General features: G+C 52.8%; 19 protein-coding genes, 1 tRNA gene and 7 pseudogenes. 15 read left to right on the top strand and 12 right to left on the bottom strand.

Features of this window, described 5'->3' with window-relative positions; translation table 11 throughout:
* Window positions 1–253: 253 nt before the first annotated feature.
* Together JK223_RS16940 and JK223_RS08735 are read left to right on the top strand one after the other, a co-directional pair.
* Window positions 254–429 (top strand): annotated as a pseudogene (locus JK223_RS16940) (ogr/Delta-like zinc finger family protein); the annotation flags it as partial.
* Window positions 430–721: 292 nt separating this feature from the next.
* Window positions 722–1,277 (top strand): annotated as a pseudogene (locus JK223_RS08735) (integrase core domain-containing protein); the annotation flags it as partial.
* A 368-nt stretch (window positions 1,278–1,645) separates the two neighbouring features.
* Here the strand turns inward: JK223_RS08735 and JK223_RS08730 are convergent.
* From JK223_RS08730 to JK223_RS08715, 4 genes and pseudogenes are all read right to left on the bottom strand, one after another.
* Entirely contained in the window at window positions 1,646–2,296 is a 651-nt protein-coding gene (locus tag JK223_RS08730; protein ID WP_212713792.1) for a hypothetical protein, read from the bottom strand.
* A gap of 261 nt (window positions 2,297–2,557) precedes the next feature.
* Window positions 2,558–2,884: pseudogene (locus tag JK223_RS16935) on the bottom strand (integrase core domain-containing protein); the annotation flags it as partial.
* 8 nt (window positions 2,885–2,892) lie between these two features.
* A pseudogene (locus JK223_RS08720) lies at window positions 2,893–3,165 on the bottom strand (helix-turn-helix domain-containing protein); the annotation flags it as partial.
* A gap of 64 nt (window positions 3,166–3,229) precedes the next feature.
* Window positions 3,230–3,478 (bottom strand): annotated as a pseudogene (locus JK223_RS08715) (transposase); the annotation flags it as partial.
* A gap of 26 nt (window positions 3,479–3,504) precedes the next feature.
* On the opposite strand from JK223_RS08715, the gene JK223_RS17055 reads away from it, so the two are divergent.
* The 5 genes and pseudogenes from JK223_RS17055 to JK223_RS08690 all read left to right on the top strand — a co-directional run.
* On the top strand, window positions 3,505–3,687 hold the full coding sequence (locus JK223_RS17055) for a tail fiber assembly protein (RefSeq protein WP_212713791.1): 183 nt from the start codon (window positions 3,505–3,507) through the stop codon (window positions 3,685–3,687).
* A 41-nt stretch (window positions 3,688–3,728) separates the two neighbouring features.
* The gene (locus tag JK223_RS08705) at window positions 3,729–4,184 is read left to right on the top strand and encodes an STM2901 family protein (protein ID WP_212713790.1); all 456 of its coding nucleotides are present in this window, start codon (window positions 3,729–3,731) and stop codon (window positions 4,182–4,184) included.
* Entirely contained in the window at window positions 4,181–4,504 is a 324-nt protein-coding gene (locus tag JK223_RS08700; RefSeq protein ID WP_212713789.1) for a DUF1493 family protein, read from the top strand. Before JK223_RS08705 ends, JK223_RS08700 begins: the two co-directional genes overlap by 4 nt.
* A gap of 155 nt (window positions 4,505–4,659) precedes the next feature.
* Window positions 4,660–4,935 (top strand): annotated as a pseudogene (locus JK223_RS08695) (phage tail protein); the annotation flags it as partial.
* Window positions 4,931–5,274, top strand: a pseudogene (locus JK223_RS08690) (phage tail protein); the annotation flags it as partial. The pseudogenes JK223_RS08695 and JK223_RS08690, both read left to right, overlap by 5 nt.
* A gap of 103 nt (window positions 5,275–5,377) precedes the next feature.
* Here the strand turns inward: JK223_RS08690 and JK223_RS08685 are convergent.
* Window positions 5,378–5,453, bottom strand: a tRNA-Ile gene (locus JK223_RS08685).
* Window positions 5,454–5,706: 253 nt separating this feature from the next.
* Between JK223_RS08685 and JK223_RS08680 the strand changes: the two genes are divergently transcribed.
* The 8 genes from JK223_RS08680 to gsiD all read left to right on the top strand — a co-directional run bounded on the left by JK223_RS08680 (window position 5,707) and on the right by gsiD (window position 14,459).
* Window positions 5,707–6,102 carry a phosphate-starvation-inducible protein PsiE gene (locus tag JK223_RS08680; RefSeq protein WP_212713788.1) on the top strand — a complete coding sequence of 132 codons (396 nt, stop codon included), beginning with the start codon at window positions 5,707–5,709 and terminating at the stop codon, window positions 6,100–6,102.
* A gap of 171 nt (window positions 6,103–6,273) precedes the next feature.
* Window positions 6,274–7,038, top strand: coding sequence for a DNA-binding transcriptional repressor DeoR (gene deoR / locus JK223_RS08675; protein ID WP_212713816.1), 765 nt, complete (start codon window positions 6,274–6,276; stop codon window positions 7,036–7,038).
* A 78-nt stretch (window positions 7,039–7,116) separates the two neighbouring features.
* Window positions 7,117–7,914: a deaminated glutathione amidase gene (locus JK223_RS08670; protein WP_212713787.1), complete on the top strand. Its 798-nt coding sequence runs from the start codon at window positions 7,117–7,119 to the stop codon at window positions 7,912–7,914.
* Between the two features lie 214 nt (window positions 7,915–8,128).
* A complete protein-coding gene (locus tag JK223_RS08665) occupies window positions 8,129–9,091 on the top strand; it encodes an isoaspartyl peptidase/L-asparaginase family protein (RefSeq protein WP_212713786.1) in 963 nt (320 codons plus the stop codon).
* Between the two features lie 12 nt (window positions 9,092–9,103).
* Window positions 9,104–10,960: a dipeptide ABC transporter ATP-binding protein gene (locus JK223_RS08660; RefSeq protein WP_212713785.1), complete on the top strand. Its 1,857-nt coding sequence runs from the start codon at window positions 9,104–9,106 to the stop codon at window positions 10,958–10,960.
* Window positions 10,961–11,025: 65 nt separating this feature from the next.
* Window positions 11,026–12,564, top strand: a complete 1,539-nt coding sequence (gene gsiB / locus JK223_RS08655) for a glutathione ABC transporter substrate-binding protein GsiB (protein ID WP_212713784.1) — start codon at window positions 11,026–11,028, stop codon at window positions 12,562–12,564.
* A gap of 47 nt (window positions 12,565–12,611) precedes the next feature.
* Window positions 12,612–13,532 carry a glutathione ABC transporter permease GsiC gene (gene gsiC / locus JK223_RS08650; protein ID WP_212713783.1) on the top strand — a complete coding sequence of 307 codons (921 nt, stop codon included), beginning with the start codon at window positions 12,612–12,614 and terminating at the stop codon, window positions 13,530–13,532.
* Between the two features lie 3 nt (window positions 13,533–13,535).
* On the top strand, window positions 13,536–14,459 hold the full coding sequence (gsiD, locus tag JK223_RS08645; RefSeq protein ID WP_212713815.1) for a glutathione ABC transporter permease GsiD: 924 nt from the start codon (window positions 13,536–13,538) through the stop codon (window positions 14,457–14,459).
* A gap of 572 nt (window positions 14,460–15,031) precedes the next feature.
* Here gsiD and JK223_RS08640 read toward each other — a convergent pair.
* From JK223_RS08640 to JK223_RS08610, 7 genes are all read right to left on the bottom strand, one after another.
* Window positions 15,032–15,901, bottom strand: coding sequence for an ABC transporter substrate-binding protein (locus JK223_RS08640; RefSeq protein ID WP_249213548.1), 870 nt, complete (start codon window positions 15,899–15,901; stop codon window positions 15,032–15,034).
* A gap of 41 nt (window positions 15,902–15,942) precedes the next feature.
* A complete protein-coding gene (locus JK223_RS08635; protein ID WP_212713781.1) occupies window positions 15,943–16,722 on the bottom strand; it encodes an amino acid ABC transporter ATP-binding protein in 780 nt (259 codons plus the stop codon).
* On the bottom strand, window positions 16,706–17,653 hold the full coding sequence (locus JK223_RS08630; RefSeq protein WP_371813090.1) for an amino acid ABC transporter permease: 948 nt from the start codon (window positions 17,651–17,653) through the stop codon (window positions 16,706–16,708). Before JK223_RS08630 ends, JK223_RS08635 begins: the two co-directional genes overlap by 17 nt.
* On the bottom strand, window positions 17,646–18,176 hold the full coding sequence (locus JK223_RS08625) for a GNAT family N-acetyltransferase (RefSeq protein WP_212713779.1): 531 nt from the start codon (window positions 18,174–18,176) through the stop codon (window positions 17,646–17,648). Before JK223_RS08625 ends, JK223_RS08630 begins: the two co-directional genes overlap by 8 nt.
* Window positions 18,177–18,185: 9 nt before the next feature.
* Window positions 18,186–19,127: an ABC transporter substrate-binding protein gene (locus JK223_RS08620; protein ID WP_212713778.1), complete on the bottom strand. Its 942-nt coding sequence runs from the start codon at window positions 19,125–19,127 to the stop codon at window positions 18,186–18,188.
* Window positions 19,124–20,461 carry an LLM class flavin-dependent oxidoreductase gene (locus tag JK223_RS08615; RefSeq protein ID WP_212713777.1) on the bottom strand — a complete coding sequence of 446 codons (1,338 nt, stop codon included), beginning with the start codon at window positions 20,459–20,461 and terminating at the stop codon, window positions 19,124–19,126. The genes JK223_RS08620 and JK223_RS08615 overlap by 4 nt, the downstream gene beginning before the upstream one ends.
* Window positions 20,462–20,551: 90 nt before the next feature.
* Window positions 20,552–21,592, bottom strand: coding sequence for an MsnO8 family LLM class oxidoreductase (locus JK223_RS08610; RefSeq protein ID WP_212713776.1), 1,041 nt, complete (start codon window positions 21,590–21,592; stop codon window positions 20,552–20,554).
* Window positions 21,593–21,627: the final 35 nt, after the last annotated feature.

Genomic DNA, 21,627 nt, shown 5'->3' with positions numbered 1-21,627 from the left:
GACCCCGGAGTTAGCCGGATAAATGACTTTCGCCACGGTACGCACGCTACGTATGCCGGACTTTAAGCGCATCATAGTCAGGCAGTCCTGGTGAATCAGTAAGGTAACTCACATTCTGAACAATAGCGGTTTTACAACGGGATAAGAGCCTCAGGTTAAGTACAGCCCGAAACCGAAGGGTAAATAAAATAAATTCATGAGAGTGGGTTTATGATCATACTGGATTCATCAATGGATAATGAAAAGCTGAGGTATTTTTCGTTATCCTAAGAGCCATCATGTCGCGCATGCGCGAACAAGCCGCTATCTGACGGGAATATCAACGAGCATTACCATCAATGCCAGAATATCAACTGCTGTTGTACGTTTATCACAATGGAAACGATCGGGTGCATTATCGTTACTCCGGTAGCACTTATCCCTCTCCCCCGCATTTCGCCCGGCAGCCTGCAGTCATTATGTTCTGATAGATCCCCGCTGAATCCCCGCCATAAGCAGGATTTTTTATACGTTAAAAAAGGGGATTATCAAAATCCACCACCATTTTGTAAGCATCCCTGCAAAAAGAACCGTTCACTTTTAGAGATCTTCCGACATACTGAATATGTTCCCCGAAGGAGATCGCTATGCGTAAAGCCCGGTTTACTGAACACCAGATTATCGCCGTTCTGAAGTCTGTTTAAGCCGACCGGACGGTGAAGGATGTCTGCCGTGAGGCCGTAATTTCAGACGTAAAGGAAAGCAACGTTTGCCGGTACGTAATCCGGCCCGTCTGGTGACACCAAAGGCCATAAACCAGAGCTGGCCGGTTGATTTTATGCACGATGCTCTGGTCAGTGGCAGACGTTTCCGGACATTCAATATGCTGGATGATTTTAACCGTGAGGCACTGGCCGTAGAGATTGACCTGGATATTCCTGCTCAGCGGGTCATCAGAGTAGTGGTTCGAATCGTAACTACGCGTGGTTATCCGCTGAAACGGAGGATGGATAACGGGCCGGAATTTATCTCACTGACACTGGCTCTGTGGGCTGAAGATCATGGTGTACAGCCAGAGTTCATTCAGCCCGGAAAACCCACCCGGAATGCTTTTATTGAATGATTTAACCGGACATACAGGACTGAAATACTGCATTTTATCTGTTCAGAACACTGAATGAAGTACGGGAGAAACAGACCGCTGGCTGGCGGAATATAACCGTGAACGACCTCATGAATCTCTGAATAACCTTACGCCGGAAGAATACCTGTTGATGGCTGTAAAACCGGAAACCTAAAAAAGTGTCTGGAACTAATACAGGTATACTTACAATGTCGGGATGTAAAATGTGAAAAATCACGAGTTGCGGCACCTGACGGCAGGAATGGTCGGAGTGTTAAACTGAAAAGCGTGACACCTATAATGCCGTCAGGAGTAAGATCAAATGGGGTAAGATAAACCTATTGATTTGGCCGTTCTGGTAAAATTTTGCCAATCACAAAAACAACCAATACGGATAGACCTATAGCGATAAGGCGTTCATGCCATGTATCATAATGAAAGAACCAGTAGCAGCAGAGTACGACGAACAATCCACCAATCACTGCGCCTGAAGTCTCAATAAGAGTAAATAAGATACGCTTGCCGATACTGAGTTTTTGAGGGTTATCTTTTCGCATTGATCTCTTTCTCAACCATACTAAGAATTTTTTCAAATGCAGGCTGGCCCTGAGTGTTTTTTACTTTAAGTGCTTCAACGAATGGGTTTAAGGCTGGCTCAACAAGAAAGTAGAGTAAATCATAATTTCGGTAGCGCAGGGCGTGATAAATATCAGGGTTGTATTGCTGAAGACGTTGAGATGTATAAATGCACCTTTCAACCATGCCACCGATCAGTAATGAGTTACCAATGATGCCACCGCGAAGAGTTATAAGAAATGAGCTGCGTTGCGCAATGGCGGTGGCAATCCTGCCAGCAATCATAGAGTTAGTGATGGTGCGGCCAGCAACAGAGGCAATTATCTTACTGTATATAGCGTTTTGCCTGGTTTCGGGAACAAATTTATTGAAGTTGTTGAGAACAGTTTCGATTGTCTTGATGAAATTATGGTTATCTAACAGCCCATGCTTTATAGCTGTTAACATCCTTATCTTTTCAGTTTCGCGTTGATATCGGGTATCAGTATCTATAAAGCCAAACGCCAGATAGCCCATATCTTTAGATACTGACAAAACACCGTCAATAACGCCTATGGCCGAATCTGGCGACAGTATAATTTTGGCTATACGCCTTGCGATTTCCTGATAGCTATCCAATTTAAAATCCTTTTAAAATTGAGATAAATTTGGTGGTTTTCCTTATGGGTACTAACTAATTCAATAGTAACCCTGCCAGCCGTTGTCCATTCAACATTTCTATGAGCTCGTTCTTAAACCATTCATAGTAGCCCGACGCATCACTGAATCATACAAATGCTAAAGTTCTGCTCAGCGTTGATTTTGTACGCCGTGGAAAATGATGCAATACTTTTGCGACACGGTAATCCCCCCATTTTTAAACGGAGGTGATAAGTAAAATCAGGCCATACGCTTAATATGCTGCATCGGTGTAAATCCATTCAGTGCCATAGTCGGTCGTTGGTGATTATAAAAATATTGCCATTTCGTCGCATATTCCTGCAATTCATTTAATGACGAAAACAGGTGCTGATCCAGCCAGTCATAGCGTAATGTCAGGTTATCACGCTCAATATAAGCATTCTGCTAAGGTTTTCCAGGCTGAATAAAGTTGAGCCGGATATCCTGTTGTTTCGCCCATATCATCAGTGTATTACCTGCATACTCTGGACCATTGTCACACCGAATTTATACGGATTTCCCTTTCCATTCAATGATCTGCTCCAGTGTTGTTAGATCGTGGAAGGACTACGATTTAGTGCCGTAGCTATCGCACGAATGCTAATTTTGGCTGACAAACCGGCTCGTATTTCTTCGCGCTCAGACAGTGTCAGGTGAGCTAAAGCTGGCTTGCGTTCATTTGGTTTTATGCCGCCAGTATCTCTTAACATAGTGAAGATTGTTCCTGGTTTTGAACCCTGGATATTAGCTATTTCACTGAAGCCTGTTCCGTTCTTCCACAGTTCAAAAACAGATACTTTTTCCTTTACTGTAAATGTTCGTCTCATTCAAAAATCCTCCGCAACCCCATGTTTTAACATGACTGTTGCGTTGACCAATTGAATCTGCAACGGCTTTTTTTAATATGTCCCGTTCGTCGGTAACCCGCTTCAGCTCTTTCTGGAGACGGCGGATCCCGGCCAGAGCATCTGACTGTTCTTTATGAGTGGATGAGTCCGGACCGTACTTCTGTATCCAGGCGTAAAGGCTGTGGGTGGTGATATCGAGACGTGTAGCAACGCTGGAAACAGAATGACCGCGATCAACAACCTGTTTGACTGCTTCAATTTTAAACCCTTCGCGATAACGCTTACCGCTCATGGGCACCTCTATTTAAGGCATCTTAAATGACTCCGGGGTGTCTGTTAAACTCGTGGCGATTCACAAAGGTGGATAAAACTTCGCTTACGGCATGGATGAAATATATTCAGGCAACAGATCTGTCAAACGCACCGGATATCAGTTGGCCGGTAAACCTGCCTGAAGGCAGAACCAGAAACATATTAGCCTCCTGCCTGTACAAATGTTAATCTAAAATCTGTCAAATATCTGCAGAAAGGAATCCGTTGATATGGATACAACTGAGGAACTCAAAGGGACATATTATTTTAATGGGCTGCCTAATCTGACGCCGCAGGAATTGCTGTTCCGGGTGCTGGTTGACGAGACGCAGAAACAGCTGGGCGTGCAGGATATTGTAGCCGTTGCGGGGCTCATCCTGGGCAACAATAATATCAACGTACCGGGCAAGCCCAATACGGCAACCCCCGGCACTTCTGTTGCTTCGATCTTTTTCCGCAAGCACCTGTCCTGCCAATTCCGGCGCCGCATTCTGCCAACCCTGACCGCCAAATCCTTCAGCCTTCGCAGGCTGAAAATTTTCTGGGTGAATAATCTGGGCGCGTTTGTGGGCAGGGCCGTGCCCGTTGTCGGATGGGTTATTCTGGCAAAAGATGTCGCACAAATCAGTTTTCGCACCGTCCATCTCTATAACCTGATTGTGCGCCCGGAGGATAAAATCTGGTGAATAATATGACAGCAACCCCTGATGCGGTGCGCGACTTCATTCTGCGTGAGCTGCCGCTGGTGACGACCCTCTTGTTTAAGAAAATTGAAGTCGGCGACGATGACATTCTTCAGGAGCAGTATGAGGCGGATGATATCGCAGAGATGGCGGAGAAGTTTTTTCATGACTTCAACGTAGAGCCAGAAGGCTTCAGTACTGCCGCTTATTTCCCCTGGAAAACTCCTTCGCTGTTATCACGCGCGCCCGTGAAGCAGGAAAAAAAGCCTCTGACCATAAGAATGTTTACAGAGTCAGCCCATGCGGGACGCTGGCTTTTCTGAATGCTCACCACGGGTAACACAATTTGCCCGTGGTGTCAGCTGCCACACGATGCCAACAGCATGATTTCCCTTCCCTGAGACCTGACCATAGCGGAACCCCTTCACAAAAGAACCGCCACATGGCACAGGATTATCACCACGGCGTGCGCATTGAGAAAATCGACGAGCAGACCGGCTGGCATAAATCCCTGCCAAACATCGGCGTGAACGGTGTCACCGGCATTTCAAAAGACGCTTGCCGGAACCTGCAGGATCCGGCAACTGATGTGGGCCTGCTGAACCAGAATGACGTGACCGCGCTGATCCGAAAAGACGGCTTCCGCTTCCGGGGTTCCCGCTGACTCAGTGATGATGCGCTCTTTCAGTTTGAGTGTTACACCCGCACCGCGCAGGTGCTCATGTACACGATGGCAGAAGCGCAAATGTGGTCCGGATAACGACTCGCTGACGTTGTCCGGCGTGCTACTGCCGGAAGTCACCGGCGGCAGGTTGTCACTGCTGGCGCTGGAAAAAATGGCAGAACCGGGTCGGGTAAGGCATGGCCTTTGATTGAGGGCAGCGGCACCATTTATGACATGTTTGTCATCGGGAGCCGGAGCCAGACCAAAACGGAATTTTTTGCCTGCGGGATGCCGCGCCGCACTGAACTTACGCTGACCCTGAAACGAGTTGATGAGTCGCTGTCTGATATGTTCGGCAGCCTGCGCGATCAACTCAGCAATCTGCAGGACTTCGCAACTTCTGCGAGAGGTAATATTAAATTTTGTTGATAGTAGCTGCAATTCTGCTGCCATTTTGCTGCCAACGGATATTCAGCCAACAAAAAAGCCACTCCGGAGAGTGGCTTAATGTCCTGAATTCACAGGAAGAATCTGGTGGCCCCTGCTGGACTTGAACCAGCGACCAAGCGATTATGAGTCGCCTGCTCTAACCACTGAGCTAAGGGGCCAGTGAGTGGCGGGGATTATAAGGTATCTCTGGCGGCTAATCCAGCACCCCCGGGTTTAGTTGCTGTTTTTTACAGCAATTGTCACAGAGCGCGGTGAGCCCGTCCCGGAGCCGGTGTTCCGGCCGGTCACCGGGTCTGTCAGCCTGGCGGGGTCTGCAACACCTGGTAGCAGTAAATTATCGCGCTGGCGCGATGATTTTTATAACATTTATCCGGGAGAATAATGACCCCTGTATCAATTCGGAGATAACCCATGAAGTTCCCCGGCAATATCCCTTCAGTGATCGAAAAAAGCGGTTTAATGGTCATCCTGATTTCCACCATTATTGCTTTAGTGAGCCATGTCGTCACCATGATCATGGAACGCCATATCACGGTCAGCGATATCCTGCTGTTGTTTATGTACCTTGAATTTATTTCGATGACAGAAACCTACTGGAAGATGGGTCAGTTACCGGTACGTATGCCACTCTATATCGCGATGGTCGGTATTGCCCGCCATCTGATGACCGAACCCAGCGATATCAAACCGCAGGAAATCGTGCTGTATTCCCTGGGGATCGTCCTGCTGGGCGTGGCCGTACTGATTGTCCGCTATGGTCACCACAAATTCCCGTATAAAAAACACGAAGCCGACGAAGACAGTTAACCCCCGCCCCCGGACTGCCGGCCTGTGGCCGGCAGTGTTCTTTGTATTATTACCGCATCAATACCGCTGACCGTCTCTCACTCTGCCCCGATAATTTTTACAGGGCCAGGGAAGCAGCGCATAATCATCCGCGAAATATTCGCTCTCCCCACGGTCAGGGACTCTGAAATGATGGAATCAAAACGCGAACAACGTATACAGCGACTGCTGCAGGAAATTCATGCTGCCGGGCGACTCCATTTGCACCGGGCCGCTGAGTTGCTCGGCGTTTCCGGAATGACCGTCCGTCGGGACCTCAGCCAGTGTCCGCAACAGTTATTATTACTGGGCGGATATATTATCAGTGCCACTCAGCGCACCACCGGCCACTATTTTATTTCGGACCAGGCCACGCGGCAGGTCACCAGAAAAAAGCAGATTGCGCAGCTGGCGGCCACCTTAGTCTCAAAAAATGAGACGGTCTTCTTTGATTGCGGAACGACAACACCGCATATTATCGCCGCCATCAGCCATGATTTGCCGTTTACTGCCCTCACCGCGTCCATGAATACCTTCCTGGCACTACAGGAAAAAACCGCCTGCCGGGTCATCCTTAGCGGTGGCGAGTTCCACCCGGATAATGCCATTTTCACCCCGGCCGGGACGCATTCGTTGCTGGAAGAATTCTGCCCGACGCTGGCTTTTCTCTCTGCCGCCGGGCTGGATGAACATCAGGGCGTAACCTGCTATAACCTTAATGAACTGGCCATGAAACATCATGCGCTGAAGCGCGCAGCCCGCAAGGTACTGGTGATGGACAGCAGTAAATTCGGTAAGGTCTTTCCGGCACGGATAGCCAGTATTACCGCGTTTGATATGTTGTTAACCGACAAACCGTTGCCTGCCCTGCTGGCCCGGCAACTGGCGGATGCGGGCGTGGAGGTAGTGATCGCCTGAGCGTCCGGGTCGCAAGAGTGGTCACCGTAACGTTCTTTGCCTATGATGGGATCACCGCCCTTAGCACAGGATACCCTGATGAAAGTTGCCCTCGGACAGTTCGCCGTCAGTCGTGAATGGCAGGAAAATGCCGATACCTGTCTGGCCTTAATGGCGCAGGCCGCCAGGGCCGGTGCCGATTTACTGGTCTTACCGGAGGCTATTCTCGCCAGAGATAATACCTCCCCGGCCTATGTGGTGGAGGCCGCCCAGCCGGAAGAGGGTCCGTTCCTGCGCCGGTTACTTGCCGCCAGTGAAGGCTCCCGTTTAACCATTATATTTACCCAGCATGTGCCGGCCCCGGGCGAACGGGCCATCAATACCCTGTTTGCCCTGCATCAGGGGCAGATTATTGCACGCTACGAAAAACTGCATTTGTACGATGCTTTTGCCGTGCAGGAATCCGCCCGGGTAAACGCCGGACAACAGATCCCGCCCCTGATTACGGTTGCCGGAATGAACGTCGGTCTGATGACCTGTTATGACATCCGTTTTCCGGAAATGGCCCGACGGCTGGCCCTCGACGGGGCTGATTTACTGGTACTGCCCGCCGCCTGGTTACGCGGCCCCCTCAAAGAAAAACACTGGCAAATGCTGACCACCACCCGGGCGCTGGAAAACACCTGTTACCTGGTTGCCGTCGGAGAGTGCGGGCCGAAGAATATCGGTAACAGTCTGGTCGCTGACCCGCTGGGCGTGGTGATCGCCAGTGCAGCCGAAGCCCCGGCCCTGATTTTTGCCGATATCGATGCCGGACGACTGCATTACGCCAGAGAGGTTCTGCCGGTGCTGGAAAACCGCCGGTTTGCGACCCCGCAGCTCCGGTCGTCATCCTGATTTAGCGCGGCCGCGGCCTGACTGCCGCCGCCGCACTCCCCTTTTCCGGTTTTTATCAGACCATTTTTTTACTTGTCATAACAAAAGGATATTAACCCGATCACGGGTCGGGCTTTACAAGCCGCGCTGCACTTTTTATAGTCAAAAAACACAAAAAATCATCAATATATATCATCTGATAATCACCGCTGTTTTATGACGGGAAGGAAAACGTTTGAAAACTGTAATTGCGATCCATGGCGGAGCCGGAACGATCACCCGCCGTGCGCTGAGTAAAGAAAAAGAACAACAGTACCGTCAGGCCTTAGAGGACATCATCAGCGCCGGTCAGCAGATATTGCTGGCCGGCGGCAGTGCTCTGGATGCGGTGACAGAAACCGTCCGTCTGCTGGAAGAGTGTCCATTGTTTAATGCCGGTAAAGGGTCGGTGTTTACGCATCAGGCCACCCATGAACTGGATGCCTGTGTGATGGATGGCCGGACACGCCAGGCCGGAGCCGTGGCCTGCGTCAGTCGGGTGCGTAATCCTGTGCTGGCTGCCCGGGCGGTGCTGGAAAACACCCCTCATGTTTTACTGGCCGGTGCCGGTGCCGATGTATTTGCTGCCGAACAGGGGCTGGAAACGGTTTCTCCCGATTTTTTCTCAACCCCTGAACGCTACGCCCAGTTACAACAGGCACTGCAGCAGGACGATATTCTGCTGGATCATCAGGAGGATACCCCCGCCCCGGAAGGTGACCCTATCGATCCGCGAAACAAATTCGGTACCGTCGGGGCTGTTGCGCTGGATAGCGCCGGCCAGCTGGCGGCAGCCACGTCTACCGGCGGAATGACCAACAAACGCCCCGGGCGCGTGGGTGATACCCCGCTGCCCGGTGCCGGCTGCTATGCCGACCGCCGGGTCGCGGTGTCATGCACCGGCACCGGTGAAGTCTTTATTCTGACTCAGGCCGGATACGATATCTCTGCCCGGATGAACTATGCCGACAGTTCTCTGGAGCAGGCCTGCGATCATCTGATGCAGACGCTGGGTGAGATGCAGGGAGAAGGCGGTCTGATTGCTATCGATGCCGATGGCAACCTGGCTCTGCCGTTTAACAGCGAAGGGATGTATCGGGCTTCCGCCAGCGGTAATGAGCCTCCACAGGTGGCCATCTACCGTCATCCGCCAGCCTGATGAGGACATAGCATGACTGATTTGCAGACGACCCTGCTCCACGATCCTGACCGGGTACTGGTGGCTGAAAACCTGAGCGTGACCTTCCGTCAGGATAATCAGGTTTTTCAGGCCGTGGATTCCTTATCTCTGTCCGTCAGCCACGGCGAAACGCTGGCTCTGGTCGGGGAATCCGGCTCCGGTAAATCAGTCACCTCGCTGGCGCTGATGGGGCTTATCCAGCAGGCCGGTGGCCGGGTGACCGGCGATCGCTGGCTGCGCCGGCGCAATGGCGATCTGTTTGATCTGGGGAGTGCGGATCAGCACCAGTTGCGGCGGATCCGCGGATCTGATATCGCGATGATCTTTCAGGAACCGATGACGTCACTGAACCCGGTCTTTTCTGTCGGTGAACAGATTGCCGAATCGCTGCGGCTGCATCAGGGTAAAACCGCACATCAGGCCTGGCGTGAAGCCCGGGAACTGCTGGACCGCGTAAGAATTCCGGCCGCAGCCGATACCATGCAACGCTATCCCCACCAGCTCTCCGGGGGGATGCGTCAGCGTGTCATGATAGCCATGGCACTCAGTTGCCGCCCGGCGCTGCTGATTGCCGATGAACCGACCACCGCGCTGGATGTCACTATCCAGGCCCAGATACTGAACCTGATCCGCGAGTTGCAACAGGAAATGCATATGGGGGTGATTTTTATCACCCACGATATGGGCGTGGTAGCAGAAATGGCCGATCAGGTCACGGTCATGCACCGCGGACGCCAGGTGGAATCCGCACCACTGCGTGAACTGTTCCGCCAGCCCCGGCAGGACTACACCCGTGCACTGCTGGCTGCGGTACCCAAACTCGGTGCCATGCGCGGTCAGCCACTGCCGGCAAAATTTATTCTGCCGGGAGAAAGCGCCCCGGTCAGCACACAACCGGATACGGTACAACGGGATCGCCCGCCGGTACTGGAGGTGCGCGATCTGGTTACCCGTTTCGATATCCGCGGCGGCTGGCTGAATCGCGTTCAGCGACAGGTTCATGCGGTGGAGCATATCAGTTTTGATCTCTACGCCGGAGAAACCCTGGCGCTGGTCGGGGAGTCCGGCTGCGGTAAATCCACTACCGGCCGCTCTCTGCTGCGACTGGTAGAAAGTCAGGGCGGATCGATCACCTTTAACGGCCAGAGGATCGATACCCTGAGCGGAGCCGCCCTGGCGCATTTGCGCCGGGATATTCAGTTTATTTTCCAGGATCCCTATGCGTCACTCGATCCCAGGCAGTCGATCGGCTATTCCATTATGGAGCCGTTACTGGTCCATAAGGTGATGGAGCCGGCGGCCGCGGCAAAACGTGTGGAAGAGTTACTGGTACGTGTCGGCCTCGAGGCCGAACATGCCGCCCGTTATCCCCATGAGTTTTCCGGCGGACAGCGTCAGAGGATCTGTATTGCCCGGGCCCTCGCCCTGAACCCGAAAGTTGTGATAGCCGATGAGTCCGTGTCTGCGCTGGATGTCTCCGTGCAGGCCCGTATCGTTAATCTGATGATGGATTTACAGCAGGAATTCGGTATCGCCTTTCTGTTTATCTCTCATGATATGGCGGTGGTCGAACGCATCAGCCACCGGGTGGCCGTGATGTATCTCGGACAGATCGTCGAAATCGGCTCGCGTCAGGACGTGTTTGAAAATCCGCAACATCCCTATACCCGTAAACTGATGGCAGCTGTCCCCGTCGCAGACCCGGAGGCGGTGCGCCATCATTTTGCCACGAAGGCAGAAGACGTGCCGGATGCCATCTATGCCCGCGGGGAATCTCCGCCGGTCGTTTCCCTGACCCGCGTTTCCGGTCAGCATTTTGTTGCTAACAGCAGCCACCCTTTTAGCTAACGTGACGAAGCCCTCTGCGCGGGACCGGCAGGCAGGCAACAGCACCATTACAGGAGAGCAGGACGATGAATCAGAAAACGGTTAAGTGGCTGATCGCCGCGGGAATTATCGGCAGCAGCAGTGTCTCACTGCCCGCATTTGCGGCTAAAGATATCGTGGTTGCCGTATTGTCAGATTTCACCACGATGGACCCTTACGATGCGAACGATACCCTGTCGCAGAGCGTCGCCAAGTCGTTCTATCAGGGGCTGTTTGGTTTCGATAAGAATATGAAGCTGGAAAACGTGCTGGCCGAAAGCTATACGGTCAGCCCGGATGGCCTGACGTATACCTTTAAGTTACGTCCCGGCGTGAAATTCCAGGACGGGACTGATTTTAATGCAGAAGCCGTGAAGGTGAACCTCGATCGTGCCAGTAACCCGGCCAATCACCTGAAGCGCTATAACCTGTTTAAATATATCGCCCATACCGATGTCGTTGACCCGCTGACGGTCAAAGTTACCCTGAAACAGCCTTTCTCCGCCTTTATCCATAACCTGGCACATCCGTCTGCCGTGATGATTTCACCGGCGGCACTGAAAAAATACGGCAAAGATATCGGTTTCCACCCGGTGGGTACCGGCCCTTACCAGTTTGTCAGCTGGAATCCGACCGATGATATGAAGGTGAAAAAATGGGATGGCTACTGGAAGAAAGGCTATCCGAAGCTGGATGAAATCACCTGGCGTCCGGTAGAAGATAACAATACCCGTGCCGCCATGCTGCAGACCGGTGAAGCCACCGTCGCTTTCCCGATCCCTTACGAGCAGGCTCCGTTACTGAAAAAAGACAGTAAGCTGGATGTCGTGACCTGGCCATCCATTATGCAGCGCTATATCAGCCTGAATGTGACGCAGAAACCGTTCAATGACCCGAAAGTACGCGAGGCATTAAATTATGCCATTAACCGCCAGGCGCTGGTAAAAGTCGCGTTCTCCGGCTATGCCACACCGGCCACCGGTATTGTGCCTCCGGCTATCGCCTACGCACAGACCTTCCCGGCCCCGGTATATGACCCGGCCAAAGCCCGTGAACTGCTGAAAGAAGCCGGTTACCCGAACGGTTTTGAAACCACCCTCTGGTCATCCCATAACTACACTACGGCACAGAAGGTGCTGCAGTTTGTTCAGCAGCAGCTGGCACAGGTGGGCGTAAAAGCTCAGGTGACGGCGATGGATGCCGGTCAGCGTGCCTCACAGGTGGAAGATAAAGGACAGAAAGAGAGCGGTGTCCGTATGTTCTATACCGGCTGGTCAGCCTCCACCGGGGAAGCAGACTGGGCATTAACCCCGCTCTTTGCCACCACGTCCTGGCCACCAGCCATCTTTAATACCGCGTTCTACAGCAACCCGAACGTCGATAAAGACCTGACCGATGCGCTGAAAACCACCAACGAAGCAGAGAAATCGGCCCTGTATAAAGACGCTCAGGACCGTATCTGGCATGACCAGCCCTGGATCCCGCTGGCGGTGGAAAAACTGGTGTCTGCAAACAACAAAAATCTGACCGGCTTCTACATTATGCCGGATACCTCATTTAACTTTGATGATGCGGATCTGAAGTAACTGATCGGGCAGGCGGTGACGCCTGCCCCCTGCCACCGGGACTGTGCATGCTTAATTATTTTATCAAACGTCTGCTGGGGATGATCCCGACGCTTATCATCGTGACGGTGCTGGTCTTTCTGTTTGTGCATCTGCTGCCGGGGGACCCGGCACGCCTGCAGGCCGGTGCGAATGCCGACGAAGCCGTAGTGGCGATGGTCCGTCACCGTCTGGGGCTGGACCTGCCGTTACCGCAGCAGTTCTGGAATTATCTGGTGCGATTACTGCACGGCGACCTGGGCCAGTCGATGGTGTCACAGCGGCCGGTCAGCCAGGAAATTGCCATGCGTTTTATGCCGACCCTGCTGCTGACACTGACCAGCATGGTCTGGGCCTGTGTCTTCGGATTAATCATCGGGTTAATTTCGGCGGTATGGCGGAATCGCTGGCCGGATAAGCTCGGTATGCTGCTGGCCGTCTCGGGGATTTCATTCCCGGCCTTTGCGCTGGGCATGCTGCTGATGCAGATTTTTTCTGTACAGCTTGGCTGGCTGCCGACCGTCGGTGCCGGCAGCTGGCAGCACTATATTCTGCCATCGCTGACCCTGGGTGCCGGGGTGGCGGCGGTGATGGCCCGCTTCACCCGTTCCTCTTTTATTGAGGTCATGCGGGAAGATTATATGCGCACCGCCCGGGCGAAAGGGGCCTCTGAATTCTCGGTAATTTTTAAACACGGTCTGCGCAATGCGATGATCCCGGTCGTGACCATGATGGGCCTGCAGTTCGGCTTTCTACTGGGCGGCTCTATTGTGGTGGAAGTGGTGTTTAACTGGCCGGGCCTCGGCAGGTTACTTATCGATTCGGTTTCCATGCGCGACTATCCGGTGATTCAGGGAGAGGTTCTGCTGTTCTCCTTTGAATTTATTCTGATTAATTTGCTGGTTGATCTGTTATATGCGGCGATCAATCCGGCTATCCGTTACCGCTGAAGGATCACAATGAAAAACTGGCGACGTGATGCAGCGCTGAAAGCGATGCCGCTGCTGAGCGAACACCGGCCGCGCACACCGTGGCGGGAGTTCCTGCACCGCTTCCGGCAACAGCCGGTGGCCATCGCTGCGGCGGTCTTTATTCTGCTGTTACTGATTCTGGCGGTGATCGCCCCGTGGATCAGTCCCTACAATGCAGAAATGTATTTTGATTATGACCGGTTAGACCAGGGGCCGACACTGGTGCACTGGTTCGGGGTCGACTCGCTGGGACGGGATATTTTCAGCCGGGTACTGGTCGGTACGCGGATCTCTCTGCTGGCAGGCGTTTTTTCTGTGGCGATCGGCTCAGTGATTGGCACCCTGCTGGGTCTGCTGGCTGGCTATTATGAAGGCTGGTGTGACCGGGTCATTATGCGTATCTGCGATGTGCTGTTCGCCTTCCCGGGGATCCTGCTGGCGATTGCGATTGTGGCTATCATGGGCAGTGGCATGTCCAACGTCATCCTCGCCGTAGCCATTTTCAGTATTCCCGCGTTTGCCCGGCTGGTACGGGGGAATACCCTGGTACTGAAGCGGCAAACCTTTATCGAAGCGGCGCGCAGTATCGGTGCTTCAGACCGCCATATCTTATGGCGGCATATACTGCCCGGCACCCTCTCATCCATCGTGGTTTATTTTACGATGCGGATCGGTATTTCGATTATTTCGGCGGCCAGCCTCTCGTTTATCGGCCTCGGTGCTCAGCCGCCGACCCCGGAATGGGGAGCGATGCTGAACGAAGCCCGGGCGGATATGGTGATGGCGCCGCACGTCGCTATTTTCCCCTGCCTCGCTATCTTCCTGACCGTACTGGCCTTTAATCTGCTGGGTGACGGGCTGCGGGATGCACTGGATCCGAAACTGCGCGGGGATAACGGCAGGTAAACCCGCTCCGGCAAACCCGGCGGGAGAAGCCCCCCGCTTTCCTTTTTTTTCCGTCAATCAGGGAACAAATACCCGGGGTCACCGTACCGAATCCCCCGGGGCCCTTCTTCGTAACGTCCGGAATTCTCCTCTGCCTGCTGCTGTTTCTGCCTCTGCGATGAGCCATTACCTGGCATCTCTGCTCTGCTGCACTGACTATTCGATACTCAAAGGGTCGCCGGAAGTCAGATTGCCGTTGGCAGGGTTCAGAAGAGCAGATTTTTATGATTCGGTCATACTGCGGGGCTAAGGTTCCGGGAAATTGCAGATTGCCGTTGGTTATTGGTTATTGGTTATTGGTTATTGGTTATTGGTTATTGGTTATTGGTTATTGGTTATTGGTTATTGGTTATTGGCAGGGTTCAGAAGAGCAGATTTTTATGATTCAGTCATGCTTTGGGGCTAAGGTTGCAGGAAGTTGTGGCGCTGTACACGGTGTTTTTTTGGCAGGCGACAGGTCTGCGGTATCAGCACCGCGTCAATCCCGCGAGCCTGATACCACAGAGAGACCGGCACGGTGCCGGTCTCTCTGATTAATAAGTAATGCCGGGAGGATTGACCTTCGAGGCAGTCACGGCCTCTTTCTGTTCTCCCCAGCGGGTCATCACCTGCTGATAGGTTCCGTTTTTGATACTGCTGTCCAGCGCCGCCTGTAACGCATACACCAGCCCGTTACCTTTTTTCGTCGTCACCGCGACCTGCGCGAGTTTAGGCCCCAGTCCGACAACCCGTGTTTTCCCCGTTAATGCGGCTTTATAGCTGGCCGCAGACTGAGGGCCAAACAAAACATCTACCCGGCCTGACAGCAACGCCAGGTTAACGGCAGCATCATCGGTCAGATAGACCGGTGTTGCCTCCGGTAAATGCTGACGCTTATTCTGCTGGTTCCATCCCAGTAATATCCGTTCCTGATTAGTCCCCGAGCCAACCACGACTTTTAACCCGGACACATCACGGGCATCCCGGATCTGCCGTATAGGGCTGTTCTGCCTGACACTGAAAGCCAGCGAGTCCGTCCGGTAAGTCGCAAAGTCATACTTCTTCTTACGATCTTCGGTGACCGCAATATTCACCAATGCAGCATCGTATCGCCCGCTGCTAATCCCTAAAGGCCATTCTTCCCAGGAGACAGGAACCAGCCGTAACTTCAGGCCAAGTCCGTCGGCCAGCAGCCTGGCGATATCCGGGTCACTACCGATACGGCTTTTATTATCATTTCCCAGCAGCGAGAGCGGGGGTGAATTCATGGCCGAAATAGCGACCGTCAGTTCCCCCGGATGGGCAAACCGGAAACCTTTAGGGATCAATGCCACTGCTGACGCTGATACCGCGGTATTCACCGGGGTCTGGTTCGCATTTAAATCCGGCTGTGTCTGTGCAAAAAGGGGAGCAGCTACCGTCATCAGTAACAGCAGATAACCCGGCCGCCATATAAAACGCTTCATCAGAGTACACTCGCCAGGAAATTTTGTGTTCTGACATGTCGCGGATGATTCAGTACCTGGTCACTGGTCCCCTGCTCTACAATTTTCCCGTCCACCATAAACACGACCTGGTCAGCAACCTGACGGGCAAATCCTATTTCATGGGTCACAATCACCAGCGTTCTCCCTGACTTCGCCAGCTGTGCTATCACTTCCAGTACTTCACCCACCAGTTCAGGATCCAGTGCTGAGGTGGGTTCATCAAACAGCAGCACCCTGGGCTCCAGCGCCAGTGCACGGGCGATGGCAACCCGTTGCTGTTGTCCTCCGGAAAGATGCCGTGACCAGGCATGAATTTTATTCTGTAATCCGACGGATTTCAGTAACTGTTCAGCCCGTGTGATGGCCTCTGGCCGCGAGAGACGTTTATGTACGACCGGGGCTTCAATAATATTATCGAGGACACTGAGATGAGGAAACAGGTTAAAGTTCTGGAACACATAGCCGACATTCAGTCGTTGTTTCAGAATGTCTTTCTCTTTCAGTTCATAGAGTTTGCCGTTTTTTTGCCGGTAGCCGATGTATTCTTCGTCGATCCGGATAAAACCGGCATCCGGTTTTTCGAGATGGTTAATAGTACGGAGTAATGTCGATTTACCTGAACCGGACGGTCCCAGGATCACCGTCACGGAGCCTGGCGGGATCTCAAGATCGATATCTTTCAGTGCATGAAAGTGGCCATAGGTTTTACTGATCCCGGTGATGGAGATCTTTCCCTGCGGATTAACTGTTGCGGACATAAGAAATCTCCTGAGGCAGATGACTGCTTTTGCTCAACGCCGGGACCGGCGTCACCGCGGCGACCGCGGGCGATACAGACTGGGGAAGAGCTTTGCGTTCGCTTTTCGCCATCAGTTTTTCGACCAGTAACTGAATAACGGCCAATACACTGGTGATCACCAGATACCAGCAGGCACCGACCATCAGTAATGGGATCACTTCCTGATTGCGGTTATAAATCATCTGGATGGTATAAAAGAGTTCTGGCATGGCCAGCACATAAACGACGGAGGTGCCTTTCACCAGACCAATCAGTTCGTTGAAACCGGTCGGTAGAATAGAACGCAAGGCCTGCGGCAGAATAATACGCCATGTACGACGCCAGACCGGTAATCCGAGTGCCGCGGCAGCTTCATATTGTCCGTAATCGACCGACTGGAATCCGCCGCGGATCACTTCTGCCGTATAGGCACTTTGTACCAGAGTCAGCCCGACTACGGCCGTCTGGAACTGTCCCAGCACATTGATGGTCTGAAAATGTCCCCAGCTCAGAGAGGTAAAAGGCAACCCCAGCGATAACGTGTCATACAGGTAAGAGAAGTTATAAAGAATAATCAGCACCACAATCAGCGGCAGTGAACGGAATAACCAGATATACCCCCAGGCCAGCGCCTTGAGTAACGGCGACTGAGAAAGCCGTGCCATCGCCAGCGCACCGCCAAGGATCACACTCAGTAACGCACTGAAAACGGTGATCAGTAACGTCCGCCCCAGCCCTTCCAGGATCACCGGGTTAAAAAACCATTTTGCAAATACCGGCCACTCCCAGCGTGGATTCAGTGCAACCGACTGGATAATACCGGCAAATATCAGTACCGAGAGTATCGTTCCTGCTATGCGCCAGGGGTACCGTGCCGGTACAATTTTCTGTGATAAAGGTAAATCAGACATGGGCATTCACTCCTTTACGCGCGGAACAGGCAGGTGCCACCAGCGTTTTAGTAAACCTCAGCCGCCCGTCATAGGGGGCACGGCTGTATTCTTCAAAATCACGATGAATATCAAAACCGGGCTGATAACCCAGAGAGAGATACAGTGCTACAGCTTCCGGTTGCCGGAATCCGGTGGTCAGATACATTTCCCGGTAACCGGCATCGATGGCATGTTGCTCAAGCTGTCTGACCACGCAGCAGGCAATCCCCTGCCCGCGTAAAGCTTTATCTGTCCAGATCCGTTTAATTTCGGCGGTCTGTCCGCGGTATGACTTATACGCCCCGGTGGCGATGATTTTCCCCGCCTCTTCCAACACGATGAATAGCCCCTCAGGCGCAACATAGCGTTCCGGTAAATCATCTTCGGTATGCCCGGCAAAATAATCACCATAGCGCTGCCGGTACTCGTCAAACAGCCCGCTCAGGACAGGCTGCAACTCTGCCGCCTCAGGCGAAATAATCCTGAATCTCCTCTCAGCCATAACACTCTCCTAGTCGCCCAGTCCGGGAGGATTAATTTCAGCCGACGGTATCCCTTCCAGACCTTCTCCCCAGCGATCCAGGACTTTCTGATAATCACCGTTCGCAATCGTGCCGTTAATAGCTGTCTGTATTGCCAGGGTCAGACCACTCCCTTTTTTGAGGGTCACCGCGATATGAGCCGCTTTTGGCCATCCGCCATCCACGGCACCGACAAAGCGTAAATTTCCTCCGTTGGCCGCTTTCCAGGCACCGAGTACGTGCGGGCCAAAATAGGCATCTGCCCGTCCTGACTGCAGATCCAGCGTTTCTGTGGCACCATCCTGAGTGTAAATGGGAGTGAAAGGAGCCAGTCCGTGACTGCGGTTTTCTTTATCCCACGCCAGCAGAATCGCTTCCTGATTGGTACCCGAGCCGACAATAATTTTCAGCCCGGCAATATCAGCCGGTCGGGTAATTGCTTTGATCTTTGAAGATTTTTTGACATAAAACCCTAATAAATCGCGACGATAGGTGACGAAATCAAACTTCTTTTTTCTCTCACGGGTCACCGTAATATTTGAAATAGCCGCATCATATTTTCCGCTGATCACTCCCAGCGGCCAGTCATCCCAGGAGGCCGGCACAATATGCAGTTTTAGCCCAAGGCTATCGGCAATCAGCCGGGCAATATCAGGTTCACTGCCGATCAGCGTTTTATTATCATTCGCCAGTACGCTCAGTGGCGGGGATGTCGTGCCACTGACGGCAACCGTAAACTCTCCCGGATGAATAAAATGGTAACCTTTCGGAATTTGCGCGATGGCCGCAGGGTTTTTCGGGGTATTCACTGGCTGAGCGTTTTTAGTAAGATTAATATCCGTGTTATTGATGGTGACATCCGCGGCATTGGCGGAAACCACCGCCATAGTGCCTGCTAATGCCAGTGCGCGCAGCGCCAGACCTGAAATCATACAACCTCCTGTAAATGTGACGATCGGGCAAACTGGTTTTCCGGAAGCGGCAAATCAAACGATTCACGCAGAGTGGTTCCCGGGTACTCTTTCCGGAAAAGGCCTCTGGCTTGTAATAACGGGATCACCTGGTCAACAAAGCGCGGGAACACTTCAGGAGTGCCAGCCTGAATAATGAACCCGTCGGCCCCCTCATTCTCAAACCAGCGTTGCATCTCATCAGCGATCTGTTCCGGTGTGCCATGAAATACCGGACGAGGTGTCGCGGCTTCCAGAGCGACCTGACGCAGCGTTAATCCCCGTTCGCGGGCCTGCTGTTTAATGTGATCCGTCGTACTGCGGAAACTGTTGCCGCCCAGCTCACCGATATCAGGGAAAGGTTCGTCCAGCGGATACTGGCTGAAATCGTGGTGTTCAAAATAACGGCCGAGATAATTCAGCGCATTTTCAATCGAGACCAGGGCAGCCGTCTGCTGATACTGGCGTTCTACGTCCTGCGCATCCTCCCCGACGATGACAGAGACGCCCTGAAAAATATGTAAGTCATCCGGCTGACGCTGATGTCCGGCCAGTTGTTGTTTCACATCACGGTAAAAGCGCTGCGCTTCGCTGAGCGTGTATTGGTGGGTAAAAATAGCATCGGCATGTTTCGCGGCCAGTTTTTTACCGTCGCTGGAAGCACCGGCCTGGAAAATTACCGGTCTTCCCTGCGGGGTACGACCAATATTGAGAGGACCGGCAACCCGGAAAAACGGGCCGTTATGGTTCAGCGGATGAAGTTTATTTTTATCAAAAAACTCCCCCGTGGCTTTGTTGCGGATGAAAGCATCTTCTTCCCAGGAATCCCACAATCCTTTAACCACCTCCAGATACTCATCGGCAATACGGTAACGCAGGGCATGTTCAGGGTGATGTTCACGGGAGTAGTTTTTTGCAGACCCTTCCAGCGGCGAGGTCACAACATTCCAGCCGGCTCTGCCGCCACTCAGATGATCCAGACTGGCGAACTGCCTGGCGACGGTAAACGGATCACTGTAAGAGGTTGAGACGGTGCCGACTAATCCCAGATGGCGGGTGGCTCCCGCCAGTGCAGATAAAAGCGTCAGGGGTTCAAACCGGTTAAGAAAATGGGGAATCGATTTTTCATTAATATATAAACCGTCAGCAATAAATAAAAAATCCAGTTTCCCTTCTTCCGCTTTTCTGGCGGTTTCACGGGCAAAGTCAAAATTAATACTGGCGTCTGCGGTGGCTGAAGGATGTCGCCAGGCGGACATATTTCCGGATGCGCCGTGTAAGATCGTACCTAGTCGTAATTGCCTTTTATTGGACATAGCTCCTCCGGGAGATAAATATTTCAGAAAATAAATGGTATTCACCGGCCGGTATAACGACCGGACCGGGCATTCACCGTCGCCCGGACGTCAGGCGACAGAACTTTCTGTCGTGACGGGGGAGACTCTGCGGACCGCAGAGTGCTCTCTTTCCTGAGCCAGCAGACGCAGTGTGTTAATTCTGATCTCCGGCTGACTTAACGGCATATCCAGCATAAATTCACTGACCGAAAATGCCTGATGCAGGTCATCCAGTTGAGCAAGCACCTCACGGGCATTCCCTGCGAGGATCGCGGTTTCTTTGCGGCTTACCGATTTCACTGCGATATCGCTCTGGCGGCTAAAGCTCTCTGCCTGAGCTTCGCTACCGACCGTCACATGCCGGCCATCCTCCAGTTCCACCTGCCATAATTCAGACTGTGCTGCCTGCCGCCGGGCTTCTTCGGCGTCTTCGCTGACAATGATCTGCACCGCAATAATGACCGGTAACCGGGTCGCCGCCTGCCAGTAGTCACTGAATGTTCGCAGCAGAGACCGATCGCCGTTCAGGTGTGCGGCAAAAACAAAGTTCCAGCCCAGGGACGCCGCCAGTGCTGCGCTATCGGTACTGGCCCCTAGTAAGTACTTATCAGCCGCCTGACCAGGGACCGGAGTTGCCCGCAGAGCCGGTTCATCCTGCGAGGGCAGTACCGGTATTTGCAGAAAACTGTCTAAGGTCTGCAACTGGCTGGCGAAAGTCCCCTGTTTATCGGGGTCCTGCGCCGCCTGCAGTGCTTTTGTCGATAACGGTAATCCGCCAGGCGCCTTGCCAATCCCCAGGTCTACTCTGCCGGGCGCGAGTGCTGCCAGCAGATTAAAATTTTCTGCCACTTTATAGGGACTGTAATGCTGTAACATTACGCCCCCTGACCCCACTTTCAGATGCTTTGTCTGTGCCAGAACCCAGGCGATAAGTATCTCCGGGGAAGGACTGGCGAGGCCTGAGGTATTATGATGCTCCGCCAGCCAGAAACGGCGGTAACCCCATCGCTCGGCAGCCTGAGCAAGCGCGACTACCCGCTGTAATGCATCGGTTGTCGTGTCACCCTCGTTCACCGGGCACTTATCCAGGACACTTAACTGATAAGACATATATTTACCTTACCTGACTAAATAATAAATCCATT

This window comes from Tatumella sp. JGM118, from assembly GCF_018257515.1.
GTDB classification, from domain to species: Bacteria; Pseudomonadota; Gammaproteobacteria; order Enterobacterales; family Enterobacteriaceae; genus Tatumella; species Tatumella terrea.
This window is presented reverse-complemented; position numbering and strand designations above follow the sequence as displayed.

Bases quoted from the DNA above. Each gene is read 5' to 3' on its own strand.
- JK223_RS08660 (WP_212713785.1), top strand. From the start codon at position 9,104: ATGACTGATTTGCAGACGACCCTGCTCCACGATCCTGACCGGGTACTG.
- JK223_RS08620 (WP_212713778.1), bottom strand. From the start codon at position 19,127: ATGATTTCAGGTCTGGCGCTGCGCGCACTGGCATTAGCAGGCACTATG.
- JK223_RS08635 (WP_212713781.1), bottom strand. From the start codon at position 16,722: ATGTCCGCAACAGTTAATCCGCAGGGAAAGATCTCCATCACCGGGATC.
- JK223_RS08615 (WP_212713777.1), bottom strand. From the start codon at position 20,461: ATGTCCAATAAAAGGCAATTACGACTAGGTACGATCTTACACGGCGCA.
- JK223_RS08630 (WP_371813090.1), bottom strand. From the start codon at position 17,653: ATGTCTGATTTACCTTTATCACAGAAAATTGTACCGGCACGGTACCCC.
- JK223_RS08610 (WP_212713776.1), bottom strand. From the start codon at position 21,592: ATGTCTTATCAGTTAAGTGTCCTGGATAAGTGCCCGGTGAACGAGGGT.
- JK223_RS08680 (WP_212713788.1), top strand. From the start codon at position 5,707: ATGAAGTTCCCCGGCAATATCCCTTCAGTGATCGAAAAAAGCGGTTTA.
- gsiB (WP_212713784.1), top strand. From the start codon at position 11,026: ATGAATCAGAAAACGGTTAAGTGGCTGATCGCCGCGGGAATTATCGGC.
- JK223_RS08625 (WP_212713779.1), bottom strand. From the start codon at position 18,176: ATGGCTGAGAGGAGATTCAGGATTATTTCGCCTGAGGCGGCAGAGTTG.
- JK223_RS08670 (WP_212713787.1), top strand. From the start codon at position 7,117: ATGAAAGTTGCCCTCGGACAGTTCGCCGTCAGTCGTGAATGGCAGGAA.
- deoR (WP_212713816.1), top strand. From the start codon at position 6,274: ATGGAATCAAAACGCGAACAACGTATACAGCGACTGCTGCAGGAAATT.
- JK223_RS08705 (WP_212713790.1), top strand. From the start codon at position 3,729: ATGGATACAACTGAGGAACTCAAAGGGACATATTATTTTAATGGGCTG.
- JK223_RS08640 (WP_249213548.1), bottom strand. From the start codon at position 15,901: ATGACGGTAGCTGCTCCCCTTTTTGCACAGACACAGCCGGATTTAAAT.
- gsiC (WP_212713783.1), top strand. From the start codon at position 12,612: ATGCTTAATTATTTTATCAAACGTCTGCTGGGGATGATCCCGACGCTT.
- JK223_RS17055 (WP_212713791.1), top strand. From the start codon at position 3,505: ATGACTCCGGGGTGTCTGTTAAACTCGTGGCGATTCACAAAGGTGGAT.